We start from the raw sequence: 21,903 nt of genomic DNA, 5'->3' as shown, positions 1-21,903 counted from the left end.
AGGATCGATCAGGCGATTGTTTCCGTTCGGATTTACGTGCGATCGATGCAGCGGCCGCAGCGTGCGATGCTTACGCTGGCTGTCTGGCGTTCGACTGCGTGAAGTCATTGATGCGAGGGACGATCTCCGATCTGAACCGCGACCCGTTAAACACCCCGTAGTGACCAACATCTTTCTGTACGTAATGGGTTCGCCGGTTGTTTGGGATCGATGTGCATAACGCGTGCGCCGCTTCGGTCTGGCCGAGGCCGGAAATGTCGTCCTTCTCACCTTCGACCGTCATCAACGCGACGCGCGTGATCTTCGAAGGTTCGACCAGCCGGCCGCGATGGGTCATCTCGCCCTTGGGCAGCGCGTGCTTGACGAACACCAGATCAACCGTTTGCAGATAATACTCGGCGGTCAGATCCATCACAGCGAGATACTCGTCATAGAAATCGCGATGCTTGTCGACTAGGTCGCCGTCGCCTTTAACGAGATTCTCGAACAGACTCTTGTGCGCATTCATGTGCCGATCGAAATTCATGCTGATGAAGCCATTGAGCTGCAAGAAGCCGGGATAGACGTCGCGCATCACCCCAGGGTGCGGAAACGGCACCTTGGTGATGACGTTATTGCGGAACCAATCGGTGCCCCTTTCGGCGGCGAGATTGTTGACCGCGGTCGGATTCTTGCGGGTATCAACCGGCCCCCCCATTAACGTCATCGACAGCGGAACATACGGATCGCGCTCGGCCTCCATCACCGACACGGCAGCCAGCACCGGGACCGACGGTTGGCAGACAGCGACGACGTGGACGTTTCCACCGAGCACATGCAGCATCTCAATCAGATAGTCGACGAAATCATCGAGATCGAAGCGCCCCTCGGCGACCGGTACCATTCGGGCATCGGACCAGTCGGTAATGTAGACGTCATGCGTCGGCATGAACGCTTCGACGGTTCCGCGCAGCAAGGTGGCGTAGTGACCCGACATCGGAGCCACCAGCAGCAGGCGCTGCTGCGGCACGCGCAGTGGACGTGTGTGCATTTGATCGAAGTGGAGCAGACGACAAAAGGGTTTCTCCCAGACCGAGCGGATCTCGATCGGTGTGCGCACACCGTTGACTTCGGTTTCGTGGAGGCCCCATTCCGGCTTCGCGTAACGGCGGGTGGTGCGCTCGAACAGTTCGCAACCCGCAGCGACGGATTTGCCCAACTCGGTATGCGCCCACGGATTGAGCGGGTTCTGGAACAGCATCCTGGTCGCATCGGTGATGGCGCGAGCCGGGTTGAGCGACGCCTGAGCCATTTCGTACATCCAGTACATCGGCGCCGTCATCGACGGGCTGACTTCCGCCGGTATCTCCGGCAGCCGTCCAAATTCACCGATCGGCATTGGCTTGTTCCCCTTTTTTTGCGTCGCAACATAGTGACCGTTGCGATACAGAGCGTCAATCCACCGCTTGCCTAGATATAGTAGGTTGATGCTTTTAGAGAAACCTGAGGTGGAAAAAATCTCTTTCCGGCCTCGTTTGAGGCCAGAACGCTGCTATGCCGCGCAAGGTGGCGCCGCGTTATCAGTCTCGGAAATTTCATGCGGGCTTGGCCCGGTCCCATGAAATGAAAGCCGGCTCCGCATTTTATTTTGAGATGCCTCCGAAAGCAGTTCTCACCTTTCAGAATGATGCTCTAGTCTTCGAGAATGACCGACGTTGCTGCTTCCGATTTCCGCCATCCCCGCCGCTACGTCCGGCTGGACACCCTTTTGCGGCTGCGGTGGCTTGCGGTATTGGGGCAGCTCGCGGCGATCTTCGTTGTCGAGCAGGGACTTGAGTTCGATCTGCCAACCGCTCCCTGTTTGACGATCGTCGGGTTGTCGTCGCTACTCAATCTCGCTTTGCAAGTCAGCTTCAATCCGATGAAGCGGCTCGAGCCTTGGCATGCGGCTGCGCTGCTTGCGCTGAACATTGCTCAACTGGCCGCCCTGCTGTTCTTCACCGGCGGTTTGCAGAATCCGTTCTCCTATCTGTTTCTGGCGCCGGTACTGATCTCGGCCACCGCCTTGCCGACGCAAATGACCATGGCGCTCGGCGGCTTCGCGGTCGCCTGCGCGACGGTGCTGGGCTTCACGCATTTGCCACTGCCGTGGGATGCATCCAATCCGCTCGTCTTGCCGCCGATCTATCTGATAGCAGTCTGGTTATCGATCGTGCTGGCGATCGGTGTCACGAGCCTCTACACATTCCAGGTGACGGAGCAGGCACGCAAGCTGTTCGACGCCCTGGCGGCGACCGAACTGGTGCTGACCCGCGAACAGCATCTGACCCAGATCGACGGCCTTGCTGCCGCGGCCGCCCACGAACTCGGAACACCGCTCTCAACCATCTTTCTGATTTCGCGCGAGCTGGAAAAAGCCTTGCAGGAGAATGGCGCTCAGGATCCACAACGGCTCGCCGGCGATCTCGGGATCGTACGGGAGCAGGCGCAGCGTTGCCGCGATATTCTCGCCAAGATCGCGCAACTGTCCTCATCTGGCGCGCCTTTCGATCGTATGCCGCTGTCGACGCTAATTGAGGAAACCGTTGCCCCGCATCGTGACTTCGGCATCGATATCAAGACCCGGATCGAGGCCGCAGGTGACCACGAACCGGTCGGCATGCGTAACCCCGCGATCCTTTACGGTGTCGGCAACATTCTCGAGAACGCCGTCGACTTCGCCCGCAGCGCGGTCGAAGTGAATGCTTGGTGGGACAGAGACAGCGTTGAGATCGTCATTGCGGACGACGGACCGGGCATTGTTCCCGACATTCTGAAGAGGATCGGCGAGCCTTACCTGTCGCGCCGTCGCAACGCCGGCGATGCCCAGGGCGGACGCACAGGGCTGGGTCTTGGAATTTTTATCGCCCGAACCTTGCTGGAGCGAACCGGCGCTAAGGTATCCTTCAAGAACCGAAAGTTTCCCGAGCATGGCGCGGTGGTCAGGATTGTATGGCCACGTGTCCGTTTTGAAACAGCAAAAACGATTGCGGAGACAATAGGATAGGGGTCACGGCCGTGGATTTGGGCAACAATTGCTTGCGGTGCGGTGTTCAGCGATCATATGATTTCAGGCCAATCATGCGCGAGGTATCAATGTGAACGCCACCCCCGACGTTATCCCGCAAGCCGACCGCTCGCTGCTTATCGTTGAGGATGACAAACCGTTTCTGGAGCGCCTGTCGCGCGCCATGGAAACGCGCGGCTTCACTGTGACCTCATGCGACAGCGTCTCTGATGGTCTTGCGCATATCGGAAAGTCCGCGCCGGCTTTTGCCGTGGTCGATTTGCGGCTGGGCGACGGCAATGGCCTCGACGTTGTGTCAGCGCTTAAGCGCGAGCGGCCCGATGCTCGAGCGATCGTGCTGACCGGTTACGGCAACATCGCGACCGCTGTGACGGCGGTGAAGATGGGGGCGATCGATTATCTGTCCAAGCCTGCCGATGCCGACGACGTGGTCGCAGCGCTGCTTGCCAGCGGTACGGAAAAATCCGAGGTGCCGCCGAATCCAATGTCGGCCGATCGCGTGCGCTGGGAACACATTCAGCGCATTTACGAGATGTGCAGTCGTAACGTGTCGGAAACGGCGCGGCGGCTCAACATGCACCGCCGCACGCTGCAACGTATTCTGGCGAAACGCGCGCCTCGCTGAGGCTGAATTGTCATCCTCTCTTCAGGGGGAGCGACGGCCGTTTCAGCTTTAAGTCAGACGCAGCGTTTCGAGCGAAGTGGCTTATCGCCTTGCGCTGGCGCGGCCTCGTGTCGCAATCATGCTTTAAAATTCACCGTCGGTGTGGTCCTGCGGATCGGCCAGGCGATTGAGACGTTGTGCCGCCGCCATCCCGAAGCGCAGCATCACCGCCTTGCGCGTCGGTGCCGACAGGCGGTGCTCCGGCGCCTCGCAATGCAAGTACGCGCCATAGGCGTCGGCAACGATTAGTCCCGTATCGCCGGGGAAAATATCGCACGGCAGATCGCGCGTGAAAGCGAAGAACAGGCGATCACAATGCTCCCGGTAATCCTGCCACTTCCGGTCCGCACGCAAATCCTCGGCCGATGACTTGATCTCGACGATCCAGATCTCGCCGCGCGCATTCACTGCAACGAGATCGGCACGGCGCCCGGACGGAAGCGACAATTCGCTGAGACAGGCAAATCCAAGCGATCGCAAAAGTCTCCCGGTCCCGCGCGCAATCGCCAGCGCGGTCTCCGACTGGCGGCGATCCGGCAGGGCCACAAGGGCGATGTAAGCGGCATTCGTTTCCATGCGACTATAGCGTCTTCGAGCGACGTGGGTGCCGGTTCGCGTGAAGAAAACGAGTCAAATCAAAACCATAGAACTCTACTTCTGATTCCGTCAGAAGCGGAAGGGCTTAGAGCATTTTCCAGCTAAGTGGAATCCGGTTAGCCGTACGAAAATGCTCTCAATCAATAACGTGCGCGTACTCTGATCGCAAAACGGTATCCACTTCTGTGGAGTACGCGCTAGGCTCGGTGTGTCATCGGTGATGACGTTAAATTGCTTGGCGAGGCGGTAAAAATCGGCATTGTGCGCGTATGAGCCGGGACGACCAAACCAGCACCAAAGTCGGCGCCACCATCATTCCGGTGACGCCGTTCCGACAGAACTGCACGCTGTTGTGGTGTGAAGCCACCAAGGATGGGGTGGTGATCGATCCTGGAGGCGATATTCCGCTCGTCAGGGCCGCCATTAAAAAGGCCGGTGTGAGCGTCGGACGGATTTGGCTGACGCACGGGCATATTGATCATGTGGGCGGCGCTGCGGAGTTGCGCGATGCGCTGAAGGTCCCCATCGAGGGTCCGCATATCGCTGACAAGTTCCTGCTCGACCATGTCGTCGAAAGCGGATGCCACTACGGCATGATCGGAATGCGCAATTTTGTCCCGGACCGCTGGCTCGAGGAAGGCGACCGGGTCGAGTTCGGCCAACTCGCGTTCGATGTGCTTCATTGTCCCGGCCATTCGCCGGGAAGCGTAATTTTTTTCAACCCGGAGATGCGCTTTGCGCATGTCGGCGACGTGTTGTTCAACGGTTCCGTCGGCCGCACCGACCTGCCCGGCGGTAGCCATGCCATGCTGATCAAGTCGATTACCGACAAGCTGTTGCCGCTTGGGGATGACGTTGCTTTCATCTGCGGACATGGCCCAGGGTCGACCATCGGCTACGAGCGCGCAAGCAATCCGTTCCTAACCGGCAACGTGTGACTTCTCCCCAGGTTGAGACCAAGATTGATCGCCTGTCCGTCTTGCGGACACGCGAATGCGCAGGACCGCCGCCACTCCGATCTTCATGGCGATGGATAATGGATGGTGCCGACACACACCTCGCAAGCCGATATCAGCGGGAAATGATGTCGCGGACACGCTGCGAGAGATGGCTGAGATCGAACGGCTTGGTGATCATGTCCATGCCGGGCCTGAGGAAGCCTTTGGCGTTTGCGGCATTGTCGGCATAGCCGGTCATAAAGAGGATTTTCAAATCTGGTCGGAGTTCCCGCGCCTGATCCGCGAGTTGGCGTCCGTTCATGCCCGGAAGCCCGATGTCGGTGAGCAGGAGATCGACGGGCGTGTCCAGTTGCAGGATCCGCAAGCCCGCCGCTCCGTCCGCGGCCTCGCGTGTGACATAACCTTGATCGTGCAGCATTTCGACAATGATGCTGCGCACGACCGGTTCATCCTCGACCACCAGCACGGTCTCCCCGGTCGCGGTGATCCTGTTCACGGGAGACGCCTGATGAGCCTCGGCAATGCTATCATGGCGCGGCAGAGACAGGCTGATCGATGTGCCTCGTTCCGGCATGGTGTCGAGTGCGATGTGGCCATTCGATTGTCGGGCGAATCCGTAGATCATCGACAGGCCGAGTCCGGTACCCTGTCCGATCGGCTTAGTGGTGAAGAATGGATCGAAGGCGCGCGCCGCTATATCGGCGGTCATGCCTGTTCCGGTGTCGGCGACGGTGATGCAGATATAGTCGCCCGGTTGCTTGGCGGAGGCCCCGGACTCGATGGCCTCGAGGGTCACGTTCGCCGTGGTAATCGTGAGCCTGCCGCCGCTGGGCATGGCGTCCCGTGCATTGATCGCGAGATTGAGCAGCGCGCTTTCGAGCTGATTAGGATCGCAGAGCGTTGGCCAGAGCTGGTTCGATGGAGCGATTTCCAGCTCAATGGTCTCGCCAATCGTTCGGCGCAACAAGTCTTCCAGCGAGAGGATCAGCTGGTTGGCATTGACCGGCTTCGGCACCAGGGGCTGTCTGCGGGCGAACGCCAGCAGGCGGTGCGTCAGCGCCGCGGCCCGATTGGCGGAGGTCATTGCGGCCTCGATGTAGCGTCCCGCGCGATCGGTCCGCCCCTGATTGAGGCGCGTCTGCAATAAATCCAGCGAGCCCACGATGCCGGTGAGCAGGTTGTTGAAGTCGTGGGCGATGCCGCCGGTCAACTGGCCGACTGCTTCCATCTTCTGCGATTGACGGAGCGCTTCTTCGGCCGCCCGCAACCGTTCGGCAGCCGCCTTCTCGGCAGTGACATCGCGCGCCACGGCGTAAATCAGGTCCTGATCCGGAACAGCGGTCCAGGACAGCCACCGGTACGAGCCGTCCTGGTGACGAAGCCGGTTTTCGAATCGAACGGTAGCCTTGCCGCGTGCAAGGCGGCGGACCTCAACTCGGGTCTTAACGATATCTTCGGGATGCTCGATCCATTCGGCGGTGCGCTCCATCAGCTCGGCTTCGCTCCAGCCGAGCGTCCTGGTCCAGGCAGGATTGACGGAGCGCCAAATGCCGTTCTGGTCCATGACGAGCAGCAAGTCCCGGGATACGTTCCAGATCCGGTCGCGCTCGCGGGTTTTTTCTTCGACGCGCTCGGCGAGCGTCGCATTCAACTCGGCGAGTTTTGCCGCGATCCGCTTCTGATCATGGACGTCGGTGTTGGTGCCGATCCAGCGGGTGATACGACCGTCGTCATCGCGCGCCGGCACTGCGCGGGATAGAAACCAGTGATAGCTGCCGTCAGACCTCCGCAGCCGGAACTCGATCTCATAGGGTTCGCCGCTGTTCACCGCGCGGGTTCTTGCGGCGGCAGCGGTCGATGCGTCCTCCGGATGGACGATCTTACTCCAGTCGTGGCCGCTGAGTTCGCCCGGTTTTGTACCGACATAGTCGTAGAAGCGTTGATTGAACCAGTTAAATGAGCCGTCGGACGTGGCGGTCCAGACGTGATGCGGCAACGCCTCCGCAAGCGTACGAAATTCCTGTTCGCGCTCGCGGATCGAACGCTCCGCTTCGACCTGATCGGTGACATCGATGTGTGCGCCGAACAGACGGAGGGCTTTCCCTTCCGCATCGCGCTCGATCACAGATCGGGCGGAAATCCAGCGGGTCTCGCCGTCGCTCGGCCGGATGATACGGTAGCGTACCGCATACTCGCGATCACCGCCCCGCACCGCATCGATGAACTGCCCTTCGGCGATTGCGCGATCGTCGGGATGAACGCGGCGAAGCCAGTCTTCACGATTCTCGTGGACGGCTTCGGGCGGAAGGCCATGTATCTTCAAATACTCGGGCGACTTGCGACTGCGATGCCCGGTGCGCAGATCGACTTCGAGGCCGCCGATCCGTCCAATCGCCTGCACACGCGCGAGCTCGGTCTCCCGCTCCTGCAAGGCAAGTCTGGCAAAATGTTCACGCGTGACATCGCGGCATACGACGAGCACGCCTCCAACACCTTCATCGTTATCGATGGGGCTGAAGCCGTAGGTCCAATAGACCTGCTCCAGCCTGCCGTGCCGCGTGATCGGGACAAGCTGCTCCTCATGCCAGGTTGCACCGTGACCGGCCAAGACGTGCTCGATCTGGGGGCCGATGATGTCCCAGTTTTCGGTCCAGCACTCCTTGCCCTTCTGCCCGAGCGCACTGGGATGCCGCTCCGGTCCAATGGTCTGCCGATAGGCATCATTATAGAACTGGATCAGGTCCGGCCCCCACCAGATGAACATCGGGTGGTTGGTGTTCAGCATGATCCGAACCGCCGTGCGCAGACTCTGCGGCCAAGTATCCGAAGCGCCGACCGATGTAGAGGCCCAATCGAATCGGCGCGTCAAATCACCCATCTCCCCGCCTCCGGCGAGAAAGGCTCCGGAACTGACACCTTCCTTCTCAAACATTGATGGACAAGTTTTGTTAGGTAGCCCGTCGGGAGGGGTGACCCCAATGACGCCGCATACCGGGTCACAATCGGCACAGAACGCGCTGTCCCTCCCTTTGGTTCCAATTATTTTCGCGGACCGCAAGTTCTTGATTGTACTTGCAAGCCTCTAGGCGTCACGGCCGGACGGCCCTCCTTTGGGATCCAGCACGCGGCGCATGACTTCTTCGCCCGAAGAAACTCCGAGGCTTTCAAGAGGGCGGGGCGAAAGGAATGCTCGTTCGACCTTGCGCATCAGCGTCCTGGCATATCAGGTTGTGCGTGAGCTGAACTGCACGCGCTTTCCGCGAATGATCCTAAGGGCCGCTTAACCCCACGGACCCCGGCGAGGGCCACTGTTCCAGGGGCCGCGGGAGTCGGACGCCGGGCGGGGGGCAAGACCTTCGCCGGACTGCCCGGCGAGCTTCTGCAATGCGGCGATGCGGTTTTCGGTCGAGGGATGGGTCGCGAACAGGTTATCCATACCGTGTCCCGACAGTGGGTTGATGATGAACATGTGCGCGGTTGCGGGCACGCGCTCCGCCTCCATGTTCGGCACTTGATGCGCGGCATTGTCGATCTTGGCCAGCGCCGAAGCGAGCCACATCGGCTGGCCGCAGATGCGCGCGCCCATCTCGTCGGCGGCGTATTCGCGGGTGCGACTGATCGCCATTTGCACCAGCATGGCTCCGAGCGGCGCGAGGATCATCATCGCCAGCGAGCCGATGACACCGGGGCCGTTGTTGTCCCGGTTGCCACCGAAGAACATGCCGAACTGCGCCAGCATCGAGATCGCGCCGGCGAAGGTTGCGGTAATGGTCATCAGCAACGTGTCGTGATGTTTGATATGCGCAAGTTCATGCGCGATCACGCCGGCTAGTTCCTCGCGGCTCAGCGACTGCATCAGTCCCGTCGTCACGGCGACGGCGGCATTTTCCGGATTGCGGCCGGTGGCAAAAGCGTTGGGCTGCGGATTGTCCATCACGAACACGCGCGGCATCGGCAGGCTGGCACGCGCAGCAAGCTCGGACACCAGCCGGTGCAGGTCGGGCGCGGTGCCGGCATCGGCCTCATGTGCGCCGTACATCGACAGCACCATGCGGTCGGAGTTCCAATAAGCGAAGATATTGGTCGCGGCGGCGACGACGAGCGCGATCGTCGCGCCGCTGGCGCCCCCGATCAAATAGCCCACGCCCATGAACAGGCCGGTGAGCCCCGCCAGCAGGATCGCAGTACGGAAATAGTTCATTAAACCTCTCTCGAACCCGGATTTGTGGCCGGCATCCAGAACATGGGAATTGCGTATCAGGGCGCGCAAGTGCGGCGGCCCGTCGCGGCGCCGGATAGGATCGATTTTTCTTCTATGAAGCGATCGGCTGACCAAACCTGGTTCAGGATCAGCATAGGGCATGGCCTGCGACGCTCCCGCCAGTTCCAGGACCAGAAACGTCGCCGTTCCAGCGCTCAGAAGCCCCGAGTCATCCGGCGAGATCCGGAGCGACAAGTTCGAAGGTAGCGGTCCCGAAACGGACGGCGTGATCGGACTCGGTAATGGCGAGAAGGTCGGCCCCAGAGGGGCTTGGATCAGGTGATGGGGTATGGCGCGAGGGCTATTTCCGCTTCCCCTGAATAACGGACTGCCGTTGGCCGGACCCGTACCGTGCCGGACATTACGATCGTAAGGCCGCGCGCAAGGACAGGGTATCCGTGGAGTTTCGATCGCGGAGCAAGAGCGCTGCCCGGCTAGAGTCTTCTGATTTGACGCGTTTTCTCCAGGCGAACCGGATTCCACTTCGCTCGCGACCGGTTCATGAAGAAAGCCGCATCGCGATGCGATGCGGCTTTCTTGCCCACTCCCCCAAGATTTATTCGGTCAGACCAGGGCTTTGAACCCCCGGTCTTTTGCGATCAGTAGTGCGGGACCGCCGGCGCATTGAAGTGATAGTTCAGACCGGTGCGGAAGATATGCTCCTGTGCGCCGGTCGTCAGCACGAACGGCCCACCACCGATATTGAAGCTTGAGCGGCCGAGGTCGACGTAGAGATATTCCGTCGTTGAGGTCCAGTTCGGGCCGAACAGGGGGCCGCCGAACAGGTTCACGATGGGAAGCGGCGTCTCTATGCCACCGCCCACGGTGTAGCCGGTGCGGGTGTTGGAGAAGCTAAAATTGTTGAGCGGGGTGTTGAGCGCGGTCTTGACGTTGCCATAGGCGAAACCGCCGGTCGCGTAGAACATTGAGGGTCCGATGGCGTAGCCGAGGCGGCCGCGCGCGGTGCCAAACCACTGCAGCTTCGAATTGAAATTGACAGAGGCCCCCGGCACGCAGCCGAAGCAGGTCTTGTTGTCCTCGAGGGTCGAGCCCTGGAAGTCGGTCTCGAGGCCAAAGACGATGTTGCCAGCCTGCCAGTTGTAGCCGATTTGGCCGCCGCCGATGAAGCCGCTGGGCGCGAGATTGAATCGGGCGAGCGCGTTTCCAGCCGCATCGGAGATGGTGCTGCGGTTGCGACCGAGTCCGCCGCCGGCATTGCCGCCGATATACAGGCCGTTCCAGTTTGCCGTGACCGTCGGTACGTACGGGCTGCCGGGGCCACCAATGCGATAGTTTACGCCGGCGCGGAAGATATTCTCGTGCAGCTCGGAACGCAGTGCCTGACCGGGAAGACCGGCGAAGGTTTGATTGCCCAGATCGAGATAAAGGTACTCGATCTTGCCGGTCCAGTTGCCGCCGAGCGCGGCTTCGACACCGCTGCCCCAGGTCCAGCCGCTGCGTCCGCCGCCGAACGCGGACGGCACCCCACCTTGAATGACTGTGGTGCCAACGTTACCGTAGGCCCAACCGCCGGTTAGGTAGGTCATCATCGGACCGTTAACCAGACCGACGCGGCCGCGCGCCGTGCCGAACCAGTTGAGTCTCTGATTGTACTGGAGCGCGCCGACAAAGTTGGTCCGGGTGTCGGTCATGTCGGCGCCTTGAAGGTCAGCTTCGACGCCGAATACGATCGGGCCCAGGAACGAATTGGTCTGCCAATTGTAGCCGATCTGGCCGCCGCCAACCGCGCCGAGCGGCTGCAGATGCGTCGAAATTGCCCCGGGGGGGCCAAAATTATGCACGGTTTGATTGCGACCAACCCCGACGCCGGCGTTCACGCCGAAGTAAAGGCCAGTCCAGTCATAGACCGGGGCCATCGGCGGAGCCTTGGTGTAGGGCCGCGGTGCAAGATCCGCCGCCTGGGCGCTCATCGCGGTGCTCGCCAGCAGAACGCCGAGCAGAATTTTTTTCATTTTCATTATGATGGTCCCCGACTGCAAATGACCGCGAGACTGTACGCTTCGACGGGAAACTTGTCTGTGGTTCGGTAGCCACACCTGATAGGGAATGATGTGGTGACGACGAAAACCTTGCAAAATCAGCATCAAAATCAGCATCTGGCATAACAATGCCGGACCCCGTCGCGGCTTGTCCGCGCTTCCCAAGCCGCGCTGAACCCCACTCCGACCGTTTGCGGGGGGATGCTGATTCGCTTTCGATCCCCGCCAACTCGACCGGACAGGCGGGACGGCCTACCTTCTCGGAGCGTGGGAATCGCTGATCGCGAAAAGCAGCCCTTGCTGCCTGACGGCTTTCTGCGCTGGTTTGCGGCGCGGGGATGGTCGCCGCGTGCGCACCAGTTGGCGTTGCTGCGAAAGGCCCGTGCCGGCCGTTCGGCGCTGCTGATCGCCCCCACCGGCGCGGGCAAGACGCTAGCCGGATTTCTGCCCACGCTGGTGGACATCGCTTCTTCCTCTCCCCTTGCAGGAAAGGGAGGGCACCTTCACACCCTCTATATTTCCCCACTGAAAGCGCTGGCGGTCGATATCGCTCGCAATCTGGAGACCCCGATCACCGAGATGAGTCTGCCGATCCGGGTCGAGACCCGCACCGGCGATACGCCGGTGTCACGCCGGCAGCGGCAGCGGCGTTATCCGCCGGACATCCTGCTGACCACCCCTGAACAGATCGCGCTGCTGCTGGCGTCGGACGATGCGCCGTTTCTGTTTTCGTCGTTGCAGCGCGTGGTGCTCGACGAGCTGCACGCGCTGGTGACCTCGAAGCGAGGCGATCTGTTGTCACTGGCGCTCGCCCGGCTGTGGCTGCTCGCTCCGCGAATGCGTACGATCGGCTTGTCGGCAACGGTGGCCGAACCGGAGTCGCTGGCGCGATTCCTGGTGCCGCAGCCCGAAGGCAAGGCCGTTTCGGCTGACATTGTCGAGGCCGACGGCGCAGCCGCTCCAATTGTCGAGATGCTGGACACCAGCGAACGACTGCCGTGGGCGGGACATTCGGCGCGTCATGCGTTGACCGAGGTCTACGATCTCATCAGGCGCAACAGGACCACGCTGGTGTTCGTCAACACCCGCAGCCAGGCGGAGATGTTGTTTCAGGATCTCTGGCGCATCAACGACGACGGTCTCGCCATCGCGCTGCATCACGGCTCACTCGACGTCGCGCAGCGCCGCAAGGTGGAGCAGGCGATGACGGATGGCCGGCTGCGCGGGGTGGTCTGCACGTCGTCCCTGGATCTTGGCGTCGACTGGGGCGACGTCGATCTCGTCATCAATATCGGTGCGCCCAAGGGTGCCTCGCGGCTGATGCAGCGGATCGGCCGCGCCAATCACCGTCTTGATGAAGCCTCCCGCGCAGTTTTAGTGCCGGCTAATCGGTTCGAAGTGCTGGAATGCCGCGCCGCCATTGATGCGGTCAACGAAAATGCGCAGGACACGCCGCCGTTGCGCTCCGGTGCGCTCGATGTGCTCGCACAGCATGTTCTGGGCTGCGCCTGCGGCGAGCCGTTCCACGCCGATGAGCTTTATGACGAGGTGCGAACCGCCATACCCTATGCGGCGCTGACGCGTGCTGATTTCGACGGAGTGATCGATTTCGTCGCCACCGGCGGCTATGCGCTGAAGAGCTACGAACGATTCGCCCGCATCCGGCAGGACAAAGAGGGGCGCTGGCGCGTCGCCAATCCCAAGGTGCGGCAAAGCTACCGCCTTAACGTTGGCACCATCGTGGAAGAGGCGATGCTGAAGGTGAGGCTGGTGCGTTCGCGGCATGGCGGCCAAAATGGAGGCAAAGGTTTGACCGGCGTGATCGCACGCGGCGGCCGGATGTTAGGTGAGATCGAGGAGTATTTCATCGAAGGCCTGGTTGCCGGCGACACCTTCGTGTTCGGCGGCGAGATCGTGCGCTACGAGGCGCTGTCCGAGGATCAGGTCTATGTTTCGCGTGCCAATGACGAGAGCCCGAAGGTGCCGTCCTACATGGGCGGCAAGTTTCCGCTCTCGACCTATCTGGCCGAGCGGGTTCGCAACCTGCTCGACGACAAGCGCACATGGCGCGGCCTGCCGGATCAGGTGCGCGAATGGTTGATGCTGCAGTCTCATTTTTCGCGTGTGCCGCATGCGTGCGAGATGATCGTTGAAACCTTTCCGCGAGCCGACAAGCATTATCTGGTCTGCTATCCGTTCGAGGGTCGGCTTGCGCACCAGACTCTTGGCATGTTGCTGACGCGGCGATTGGAGCGTGCGCGTGCGCGGCCGCTTGGCTTTGTCGCCAACGAATATGCGCTCGCGATCTGGATGCTGGGGGACGCTTCGTCGATGATCCGGCAGCGTCGGCTCGATCTCGATGCGTTGTTTAATCCGGACATGCTGGGTGATGATCTCGAGGCATGGCTTGCGGAATCCGCGTTGATGAAGCGCACCTTCCGCAATTGCGCGATCATTTCGGGTCTGATCGCCCGCCGTTTCACCGGGGCGGAAAAGAGCCGGCGTCAAGTGCTGTTCTCGACCGATCTTGTTTACGATGTGCTGCGTAAGCATCAGCCCGATCATGTGCTGCTGCGTGCGGCGCGCGCCGACGCCGCGACCGGACTGCTGGATATCCGCCGCCTGAGCGATATGCTGGCGCGGATCAGGGGACGGATTACCCACAAGCCGCTCGATCGCATTTCGCCGCTCGCGGTGCCCGTAATGCTGGAAATCGGCCGCGAGGCCGTTTATGGCGAGGCGTCCGACGAGTTGCTCGCGGAAGCAGCCGACGATCTCGTCAAGGAGGCGATGGAGCGGTGATGCCCTCGCGGTCCATATTTGCCGTGTTCCCATGGCCTCCGCTCTTTTCGGAAGATCGTTCGCATGATCTATGAAAGCGACGAGCCTCTTTCCGATTCGGATCATCTCTTGAACGTGCTTGCGATCAACGACGTTTCGTTCTGCGCGACCGTGCTTGTCGGCGGCGTCGAATTTCTGGCCGATCTCTCGGGGGCGCTGTTCTGGGAACGGGAACGCTTGCTCGTCGTGTCCGACCTGCATCTCGAAAAGGGTTCGAGTTTTGCCATGCGCGGCGTGCTGCTGCCGCCCTATGATACGGTTGCGACGCTCGGTCGTCTCGCTGCGGTCATCGCACGGTTCGATCCGCGTACGGTGATCGCGCTGGGCGACAGCTTTCATGATAGCCAAGCGCATGAACGGCTGTCCGCACCGGACCGCGAGGCGCTTTCGGCTGTGCAGGTGCGTCGCGATTGGATCTGGGTTTCCGGCAATCACGATCCGGCGTTGCCATCCGATCTCGGGGGCGTTGTCGCCGAAGAAGTTGCGATGGGTGAGATCGTATTCCGCCATGAGCCGACCGGCGCTTTCGGCGAAATCGCAGGTCATCTGCATCCCAAGGCGAGGGTCTCGACGCGCGGCCGATCGATGGAGCGCCGCTGTTTCGCCTGCGACGGGTTGCGGGCAGTGATGCCGGCGTTCGGCGCCTTTGCGGGAGGCCTCAGCATTCGCGACAAGGCGTTCGCCAAGATTTTTACGGCCGACGTCACCGCGCATGTGCTCGGCGACAGCCGCATGCACGCCATCGCGGCCTCGCGCTGCTGTTGAAAGCCGCCGCGGCTCATTTCACTCGGACAATGCCGCGCGGCGCTCGTTCGCCGTCGGCCGCGTCAGACGGACGGGGAACCGGAAACGGCCGGTCCGTGTTGTCAACGCGGTCGGAGCTCAGACACACATTCAAGAGCGACAACGCGCGAATAACATGGAAAGTGGACGCCGGAACGAGCCACCTATGAAAGGTGCGCCTTTACGGCCGTTTCGTGATGTCTTCAAAACGCTCGGGCCGGGCCTTATCACCGGGGCCGCGGACGACGATCCCTCCGGCATCGGCACCTACAGCCAGACGGGTGCGCAGCTCGGCTACGGAGCAAGCTGGACGATGCTGCTGACGTTTCCCCTGATGGCAGCGATTCAGGAGATTTCCGCGCGGGTTGGTCGCGTCACCGGACACGGCATCGCTGGCAACGTCTGCCGCCACTATCCCGCAAGCCTGCTGAACGGCATCGTCTCGCTGCTGTTTATCGCTAACACCATCAACGTCGCAGCCGACCTTGGCGCCATGGCGGATGCGTCCAGGCTGCTGTTCGGCGGTCCCGCCTTTGCCTACGTGCTACTGTTCGGCATCACCTCGGTCGTGGCGCAGATCTTGATTGCGCGCGCTATGTCGCTGTTCTGAAGTGGTTGACACTGAGCTTGTTCGCCTATGTCGCCGCGCTCGCGGTCGCGCATGTCTCCTGGGGTGAGGCGCTTGCAGGATTGCTGATTCCGCGTGTCGAGTTCAGCGCACCGTTTCTCACCACCATCGTGGCCATCCTCGGCACGACGATTTCGCCGTATCTGTTCTTCTGGCAGGCCTCGCAGGAAGCGGAAGACCAGCGTGTCGATGCCCGAAAACGACCCCTGATCCAAAGGCATCACGGCAAGCAAAAGGAATTCCACCGCATCCGTGCCGATACCATCGTCGGGATGGCCTTCTCCAGCTTGATCGCGATCGCGATCATTCTCACCGCCGCCGCGACTTTCCATGCCACCGGCAAGACCGACATCCAGACATCGGCCCAGGCCGCAGAAGCCTTGCGGCCGATTGCGGGCCGGTTCGCGGAAGTGATTTTCGCGCTCGGCATCGTCGGCACCGGGCTGCTGGCGATTCCGGTGCTGGCGGGCTCGGCGGCCTATGCCGTTGGCGAGGGACGACGATGGCCGGTCGGGCTGGCGCGCAAGCCAAAGGAGGCTGCTGCGTTCTACGCGGTGCTGGCGTTGTCGGCGGCGATCGGAATTGTCCTCAATTTTACCCCCATAGACCCCATCCATGCGCTCTACTGGAGCGCGGTTATCAACGGTGTGCTTGCGGTGCCCGTGATGGTGCTGCTGATGTTGGTGGCGAGGCACCACGAGATCATGGGTAATTTTAGGGTAGGGGGCCCGCTGTATTGGCTCGGTTGGCTCGCCACCGCCATAATGGCGTTCGGTGTAGTGGCGATGGCGGTCGCATGGGCGCTGTAGGGATATGACTCCAAGACCCTCAGTCTCTGCGGAAAACGATCGATGCCATCCAGCCGGCCGTCAACGCCATAAGCGCTGTCGCCACGCCGTAAACCAGGCCGTGTTGTTTGGCGGCGGTGGCCACGAACTGCTCGAAACCGACCTTGACGATTTCGAACGCCGTATCGGTCTTTGCGATCAGCGTGCCACCGGCAAGCAGCTTGATTCCGATGGTGTAGGTGCCGATCGGCACCTCTGCCGGGAGCGGGATGCCGGTACGAAACAGGGTCGGGGTCAGGAAAGTCACGGCCGAGGTGTTCTCGCGGTACAGCCCTTGTTCGCTTCGCAGCCTTATGAAGGCGCGCCGGAACGGATCGCTCGGTACCACGTCGGCGTAGTCGGGACCGACGCGCTGCGTCAGCAGCACGTTGTTCAGTCCGAGTCGTTGCTGGCGCAGGATGTCCGGCGCGGCGATCTTGTCCAGCGGCCGGTCGGCGAACACCGCAAGATAGGCCGGAACCTGGAGGAATTGCCGGGAACTGGCGTTCACCCAGATGCCGAACCACCGCTCCTTGCGGCGCGTGATCATGTCTGCGGGAGGGCCGCTGACAGTTACGACGAGATTGTAGCCGGCGGACGGAAGCGGCGCACCGCCGTCACGCTCGATCGAGCCGAACAGCACCAGTTCCTCGCCGGAATAGTTCGGCGTGACGGTGACGCGATGGTTCGATACGGAGACGATAAGGTGCTCGGCGCGCGCATCGTCCGCGCCGAGCATGACCCCTAGCAACAGCGCAAGTCCGGCCGACCATGTTGCGCGCATCCTCATATGCCGCCCGTCGCTTCGCGGACGGCGTAGAGATCAGTAGGTCGGATACCCAGTTCGATCGCGAAGCGAACACCGACCGCCAGAATCAACAGCCCGAGCAGTAACCGAAGGTGTTCGCCCCGGATGCGCTGGCCGGCGCGTGCGCCGAATTGTGCGCCGGTCACACCGCCGGTCATCAGGATCAATGCCAGCACAGCGTCGACGAGATGGTTGGTGGTGGCGTGCAGCACCGTGGCGAACGTCATGGTGATGAGTGTGAGCATCATGGAGGTGCCGATCACAGTCGACGTCGGTACGCGCAGCAGGTAGATCAGCAGCGGCACCAGAATGAAGCCTCCGCCGATGCCCATGATCGCACCGATGAAGCCGATCAAGAGGCCGATGACGATCACCGGAATGGCCGAAAGGTAAATCTTGGAGCGCTTGAACCGGATTTTCAGCGGCAGGCCGTGGACCCAGCCATGGCCGCCCGAGCGGCGCAGCGGAAGGGTCCCTCCTTTGCGGGCCCGAAGCATGGCGCGTAGCCCTTCCCAGGACATCGCCGCGCCGACGCCGGACAGCAGCACAACGTAGGACAGCGCGATCAAAAGATCGAGTTGCCCTAGCGAGCGCAGACGCGTGAAGGTCCAGACCCCGGATATGGTTCCGATAATGCCGCCGCTCAGCAGCACCAGCGCGAGCATTGGATCAACAGCCCGCTTGCGCCAGTAGGACAGCGCTCCGGAGAAAGATGAGGCCGCGATGTGACTGGTGACCGTTGCAACGGCAACCGCCGGGGCGATGCCGACAAAGATCAGCAGCGGCGTCATCAGGAAGCCTCCCCCGATGCCGAACATCCCCGATACAAACCCCACAGCTGCCCCCATCGCCAGGATGAGGAACACGTTGACCGGAATATCGGCGATGGGGAGATAAAGCTGCACGCGCGTTGTCTTCGGATTTGGCTGCTGGCTGGCCGGCGCCTTCGCAGCTTGGACCTTCAGTCGCGGCACGGCCGCGAGCCGCACCCCTGCATAACCGAAATCATCGGCGGCCGGGGTTAAAGAATTGAGGACGGCCGGCCTACTGCTCCGCCGTCACACCCGAAGTTGATGAATCTGGATTAACGCGCGATATTCCGCGCTACCGTCGGATTCGCCGTCGCGGACTTGCGCGGCGCGGCTTTGGCGTGGGGCTTTGCGGTCGCGCTGTCCCATCCGCCGGCAGGACTGGGAACGTTGACGGCATCGTCGGGCTGAGGCGTGGGCGCGAACGTTTGAACCGCCAGCTTGGCCGCAGCGAGCGACTGCGGATCGAGTCGCTTGGCGACTTCGTCGCGCTTGCGCCCTGAATCCACGTCGCCTTGAGCGGCGGCGAGGCTGAACCACTTGTACGATTTCGCGAGATTCTGTTCGACGCCAATGCCGCGGGCATAAAGAATACCGAGATTGAATTGGCTGTCGGCTATTCCCCGCTCGGCCGCCTTGTGAAACCATTGCGCCGCGCTCGTGTAGTTGGCGCCTTTGCCGCCGCCATCGGCATCGAGTACGGCGAGGTTATGCATCGCCTTGGCGTTACCCCGGTCGGCCGCCCGCATGTAATAACGCCGCGCCGTATCGACGTCCTTACTCGCGCCGAGCCCCTTTTCGTGCAGGGTGCCAAGTCTGAACATGGCAGGCACGATGCCTGCATGCGCCGCCCGTTCGTACCACTTCGCGGCCTCGTCGTAATTGACCGTGACGCCTTTGCCTTCGGCATAGCGAACGCCGACTTCGAACGCGGCCGCGGCGTCACCGTGGAGTGCGGCGGTGCGCAGCGTAGCGCCGCCGATGCTCTCGGGGAGGGATTCGGAAGGCGGAGTTGCAGCCGGTTCGAGCGTGTGTGCGTCCGGGACCGTACCGGTGACGTCGGCGGATTTGGTCTCCGGCTGGCTCGCAGGCGCCGCATCTGATGGGTTTGCGGTCGGCGCCGCACTGTCGCCGGCCGACGGCGCAATCATCGAGTGGCGGTCGATCGGTGTGGGCGCGATCATCGACGGCGACGGCGGAGTCTCAGTGCCGGGTCCGGATTCGGCGTCGGCTGGCGGCTTCGTCACGGGAGCGGCCGGGCCGCTCTCGCTGAGGGTCTCGCGCGGAGAGCCGTCGAGCAGTGTCATCGCGAACTTGAAACTGCTGAGAACGATGACCACCACGCTCGCTGCAACGAACAGGGAGCGGATCTTGGAGGTGATGTTCGATCCGCCTGTGGCGGGACGTGCCGGTTCGATGGCGACCTTGGTTCGTCCGGCCTTGTCGGGGGGTGGCCCAGCGGCGGCAGCCGCCTTCGCCGCGCGACGCGCGGCGGCTATGAATGATGAGCCGGACTGTTCGCGTGAGGCTTCGGCGGCGTCGCCGGTCGCGCTTTCGGAGGCCGCGATTCGCTCCGACGGCGATGCTGCGCGTCCTGCCGGACGGGTGCCAGGCTCGAGTGGATGATCGGGCGCCAACTCCGGATCGACCGCATGACGCGGCGAGGGCGCGGTCGCGGATTGCGCAACACGATCCGGATCGATGGTGTTTTTGGGGATCAGAACGTCAGCCATGGCGCGCGGGATCGGCGCCGCTGTTGCGGTGACGGCCGGAGCGGACTGCGTGGCCATCAGCGACAGCACGGGGTTCGGCAATTCGGGCTTGGGCGGCAGAACTGCCGCCTGTTTCGGCATCCCGTCGTGGGACGGCTCGGCCCGGACGGGCTGGGCGCGAACCGCGCGAAGGTCGCTTTCGATCATCGCCAGCCGGTCAACGACATGCTCGAGCGTGCTGTGAACGGCCTCGAGCGAGTCCTGGGTATGACGGTCGCTTTCCGATTGGCAGAAGCGCATCTCGGACAGTTCGCGCTTGATCGCCTCGACGACCTCGCTGTCCATGGTTGGGCCGGCGTTTCGTGGACCGTTCTCGGCCATCGCCGCCAGACCGGTCTGCTGCCGTTCCAGATATTGCAGAATGTCCTGCAAACCTTCCTCGACGCGACCAAGATTGGGTTCTGAATGTTCGCCGGCGGCTTCCAGGCGTTCGAGCAGCAGTGAGACCCGCTGTTCGAGGTGCGCCAGCGCCGAGGACGAGTCGTGGCCGGCCGGCAGCCGGTCGAGACGCTCGGACAGCGCCCGCACCGCCTCCTCAAGTTGTTCGGAACTGCTGCCCGAGGCCGGGCTTTCGCGGTTTTCGAGGGTCGCCGTCAGTGCGGCCACGCGCTGTTCGAGCGCGGAGAAAGAATCGCCGTGGCTCTCAGATCGGCCGAGTTGATCAACTTTTGACGACAGCATGTTGAGTTCGTCGCTGAGCCGCACCAACGCGTCATTGGAGGCAACGTTGGAAACGATGTCGCGAAGCGCGCCGATAGCGTTCTCGAGCTGCTGCATCGTTCCGGTATCGCCGCTGCCCCGCACGATCGTATCGATCTTGCTGCCGAGATTGCGAATCGCGTCGTCAAATCCTGCGAGCTGTTCCGCCGGTTTCAGCGATCGCAGCGCGTCGTAGATTTCATTAAGGGAGCGTTCGATATTCGCCAGCGCCTGACCATCGCTGCCGTTCTGACGGATCTCGTCGATGCGCTGCGAAAGTAAACGAATCTCGTTTTCGATCGGCTCGATTGCACGAAGCGGCATAGCTTCGGTAATGACATGACGGAGACCGGCCAGCTCGATGCGGAATGCGGCGATCGACTGCTCGATCCCGTCCGGGCGTTGCAACGATTCGATCTGGCTCGTGATTTTGAACAGTTGCCGCTCGAGGCCGGAGAAATCCGCCGCCGGTCGCGGTGTTCTCGTCGCTGAGGCTGCAGGTGCTGAGCTGTAAGAGGACGACGCGCGTGAAGTCTCATCGAGTTCGTGCTGGCGCGCGATGACTTCCGCTATCGCAACTTCGAGCGTGACAGGCTCCGGTGATGGCGATCGATTATAAACCTCGGCTACGCCTCGATCGGCCCTGTAGGCATGTTGCTGCGTATTCTCTGCGGGTGTCTGGGCGGCGACCCGGGCGAGCCGGGCATCGAGCCGCGAAATGGCATCGTTGAGCTGGCGGGCGACCGCGGGTTCGCCGTTTGCGGCCGGGCTCGACAACTGATCGATCTGGCGCGTGATGGAATCCAGCCGCTGATGAATGTCCGCCATGTCGCGGTCATCCTGGCTCGAGACTACCGGCTGCGTTGGATCCGGTATGAAACCGCCAGCGTCGGAGCTGAGCCCATCGTTGCGGGATACGCCGGCGCGCCGCGCGGCAGCGTCCGCACCCTCGCGATCGGATGGTTCGATTCCGTCGTCGCTCGACGATCCACGCGAATTCATGCTTTCGTCCAGTGTCGACCGCGCAAGATGCGCCCTCACGTTCCCCGAGCCTGTCTGGAATAAGACAATTCCAAACCGGCGCGGGTCCCGCCCTCGAGGCTCAACCTTTTCGTGTTACGGTAAACAATGAGTTAAAGACTGGGGCGCTGCTCGCCAAAAGTGTCATTTTGAGACGGTGACGTGCAGGATCAACACCTTAAACGTGCA

General features: G+C 62.0%; 13 protein-coding genes and 1 pseudogene. 6 read left to right on the top strand and 8 right to left on the bottom strand.

The window, feature by feature from the left end; translation table 11 throughout:
- Positions 1-70: 70 nt before the first annotated feature.
- Positions 71-1,378 (bottom strand): polyhydroxyalkanoate depolymerase, encoded by a 1,308-nt coding sequence (locus tag ACM561_RS00115; protein WP_425907129.1) that lies wholly within the window; start codon positions 1,376-1,378, stop codon positions 71-73.
- 306 nt (positions 1,379-1,684) lie between these two features.
- On the opposite strand from ACM561_RS00115, the gene ACM561_RS00110 reads away from it, so the two are divergent.
- Together ACM561_RS00110 and ACM561_RS00105 are read left to right on the top strand one after the other, a co-directional pair.
- On the top strand, positions 1,685-3,025 hold the full coding sequence (locus ACM561_RS00110) for an ActS/PrrB/RegB family redox-sensitive histidine kinase (protein ID WP_425907127.1): 1,341 nt from the start codon (positions 1,685-1,687) through the stop codon (positions 3,023-3,025).
- Positions 3,026-3,116: 91 nt separating this feature from the next.
- Entirely contained in the window at positions 3,117-3,671 is a 555-nt protein-coding gene (locus ACM561_RS00105; RefSeq protein WP_425907125.1) for an ActR/PrrA/RegA family redox response regulator transcription factor, read from the top strand.
- 123 nt (positions 3,672-3,794) lie between these two features.
- Here the strand turns inward: ACM561_RS00105 and ACM561_RS00100 are convergent, their stop codons facing one another.
- Positions 3,795-4,286 carry an MmcB family DNA repair protein gene (locus tag ACM561_RS00100; protein WP_425907123.1) on the bottom strand — a complete coding sequence of 164 codons (492 nt, stop codon included), beginning with the start codon at positions 4,284-4,286 and terminating at the stop codon, positions 3,795-3,797.
- A 290-nt stretch (positions 4,287-4,576) separates the two neighbouring features.
- On the opposite strand from ACM561_RS00100, the gene ACM561_RS00095 reads away from it, so the two are divergent.
- Positions 4,577-5,245, top strand: a complete 669-nt coding sequence (locus tag ACM561_RS00095; protein WP_425907121.1) for an MBL fold metallo-hydrolase — start codon at positions 4,577-4,579, stop codon at positions 5,243-5,245.
- Between the two features lie 133 nt (positions 5,246-5,378).
- Here the strand turns inward: ACM561_RS00095 and ACM561_RS00090 are convergent, their stop codons facing one another.
- From ACM561_RS00090 to ACM561_RS00080, 3 genes are all read right to left on the bottom strand, one after another.
- Positions 5,379-8,198: a PAS domain-containing protein gene (locus ACM561_RS00090; protein ID WP_425907119.1), complete on the bottom strand. Its 2,820-nt coding sequence runs from the start codon at positions 8,196-8,198 to the stop codon at positions 5,379-5,381.
- Between the two features lie 348 nt (positions 8,199-8,546).
- A complete protein-coding gene (gene htpX / locus ACM561_RS00085; protein WP_425909838.1) occupies positions 8,547-9,467 on the bottom strand; it encodes a zinc metalloprotease HtpX in 921 nt (306 codons plus the stop codon).
- 659 nt (positions 9,468-10,126) lie between these two features.
- On the bottom strand, positions 10,127-11,500 hold the full coding sequence (locus ACM561_RS00080) for an outer membrane protein (RefSeq protein ID WP_425909836.1): 1,374 nt from the start codon (positions 11,498-11,500) through the stop codon (positions 10,127-10,129).
- A gap of 228 nt (positions 11,501-11,728) precedes the next feature.
- Between ACM561_RS00080 and ACM561_RS00075 the strand changes: the two genes are divergently transcribed.
- The 3 genes and pseudogenes from ACM561_RS00075 to ACM561_RS00065 all read left to right on the top strand — a co-directional run bounded on the left by ACM561_RS00075 (position 11,729) and on the right by ACM561_RS00065 (position 16,588).
- Positions 11,729-14,329 carry a ligase-associated DNA damage response DEXH box helicase gene (locus tag ACM561_RS00075; protein ID WP_425907117.1) on the top strand — a complete coding sequence of 867 codons (2,601 nt, stop codon included), beginning with the start codon at positions 11,729-11,731 and terminating at the stop codon, positions 14,327-14,329.
- A 63-nt stretch (positions 14,330-14,392) separates the two neighbouring features.
- The gene (gene pdeM / locus ACM561_RS00070; RefSeq protein ID WP_425907115.1) at positions 14,393-15,133 is read left to right on the top strand and encodes a ligase-associated DNA damage response endonuclease PdeM; all 741 of its coding nucleotides are present in this window, start codon (positions 14,393-14,395) and stop codon (positions 15,131-15,133) included.
- 184 nt (positions 15,134-15,317) lie between these two features.
- Positions 15,318-16,588, top strand: a pseudogene (locus tag ACM561_RS00065) (NRAMP family divalent metal transporter).
- A 19-nt stretch (positions 16,589-16,607) separates the two neighbouring features.
- Here the strand turns inward: ACM561_RS00065 and ACM561_RS00060 are convergent.
- The 3 genes from ACM561_RS00060 to ACM561_RS00050 form a co-directional block, all read right to left on the bottom strand.
- Positions 16,608-17,390 (bottom strand): TIGR02186 family protein, encoded by a 783-nt coding sequence (locus ACM561_RS00060; RefSeq protein WP_425907114.1) that lies wholly within the window; start codon positions 17,388-17,390, stop codon positions 16,608-16,610.
- A 2-nt stretch (positions 17,391-17,392) separates the two neighbouring features.
- Complete coding sequence (locus tag ACM561_RS00055) at positions 17,393-18,319, bottom strand: sulfite exporter TauE/SafE family protein (RefSeq protein ID WP_425909835.1); 927 nt, start codon at positions 18,317-18,319, stop codon at positions 17,393-17,395.
- A gap of 179 nt (positions 18,320-18,498) precedes the next feature.
- Complete coding sequence (locus ACM561_RS00050; RefSeq protein ID WP_425907112.1) at positions 18,499-21,696, bottom strand: hypothetical protein; 3,198 nt, start codon at positions 21,694-21,696, stop codon at positions 18,499-18,501.
- Between the last annotated feature and the right edge of the window lie 207 nt (positions 21,697-21,903).

This window comes from Nitrobacter sp. TKz-YC02 (assembly GCF_049852135.1).
GTDB lineage: Bacteria > Pseudomonadota > Alphaproteobacteria > Rhizobiales > Xanthobacteraceae > Nitrobacter > Nitrobacter vulgaris.
This window is presented reverse-complemented; position numbering and strand designations above follow the sequence as displayed.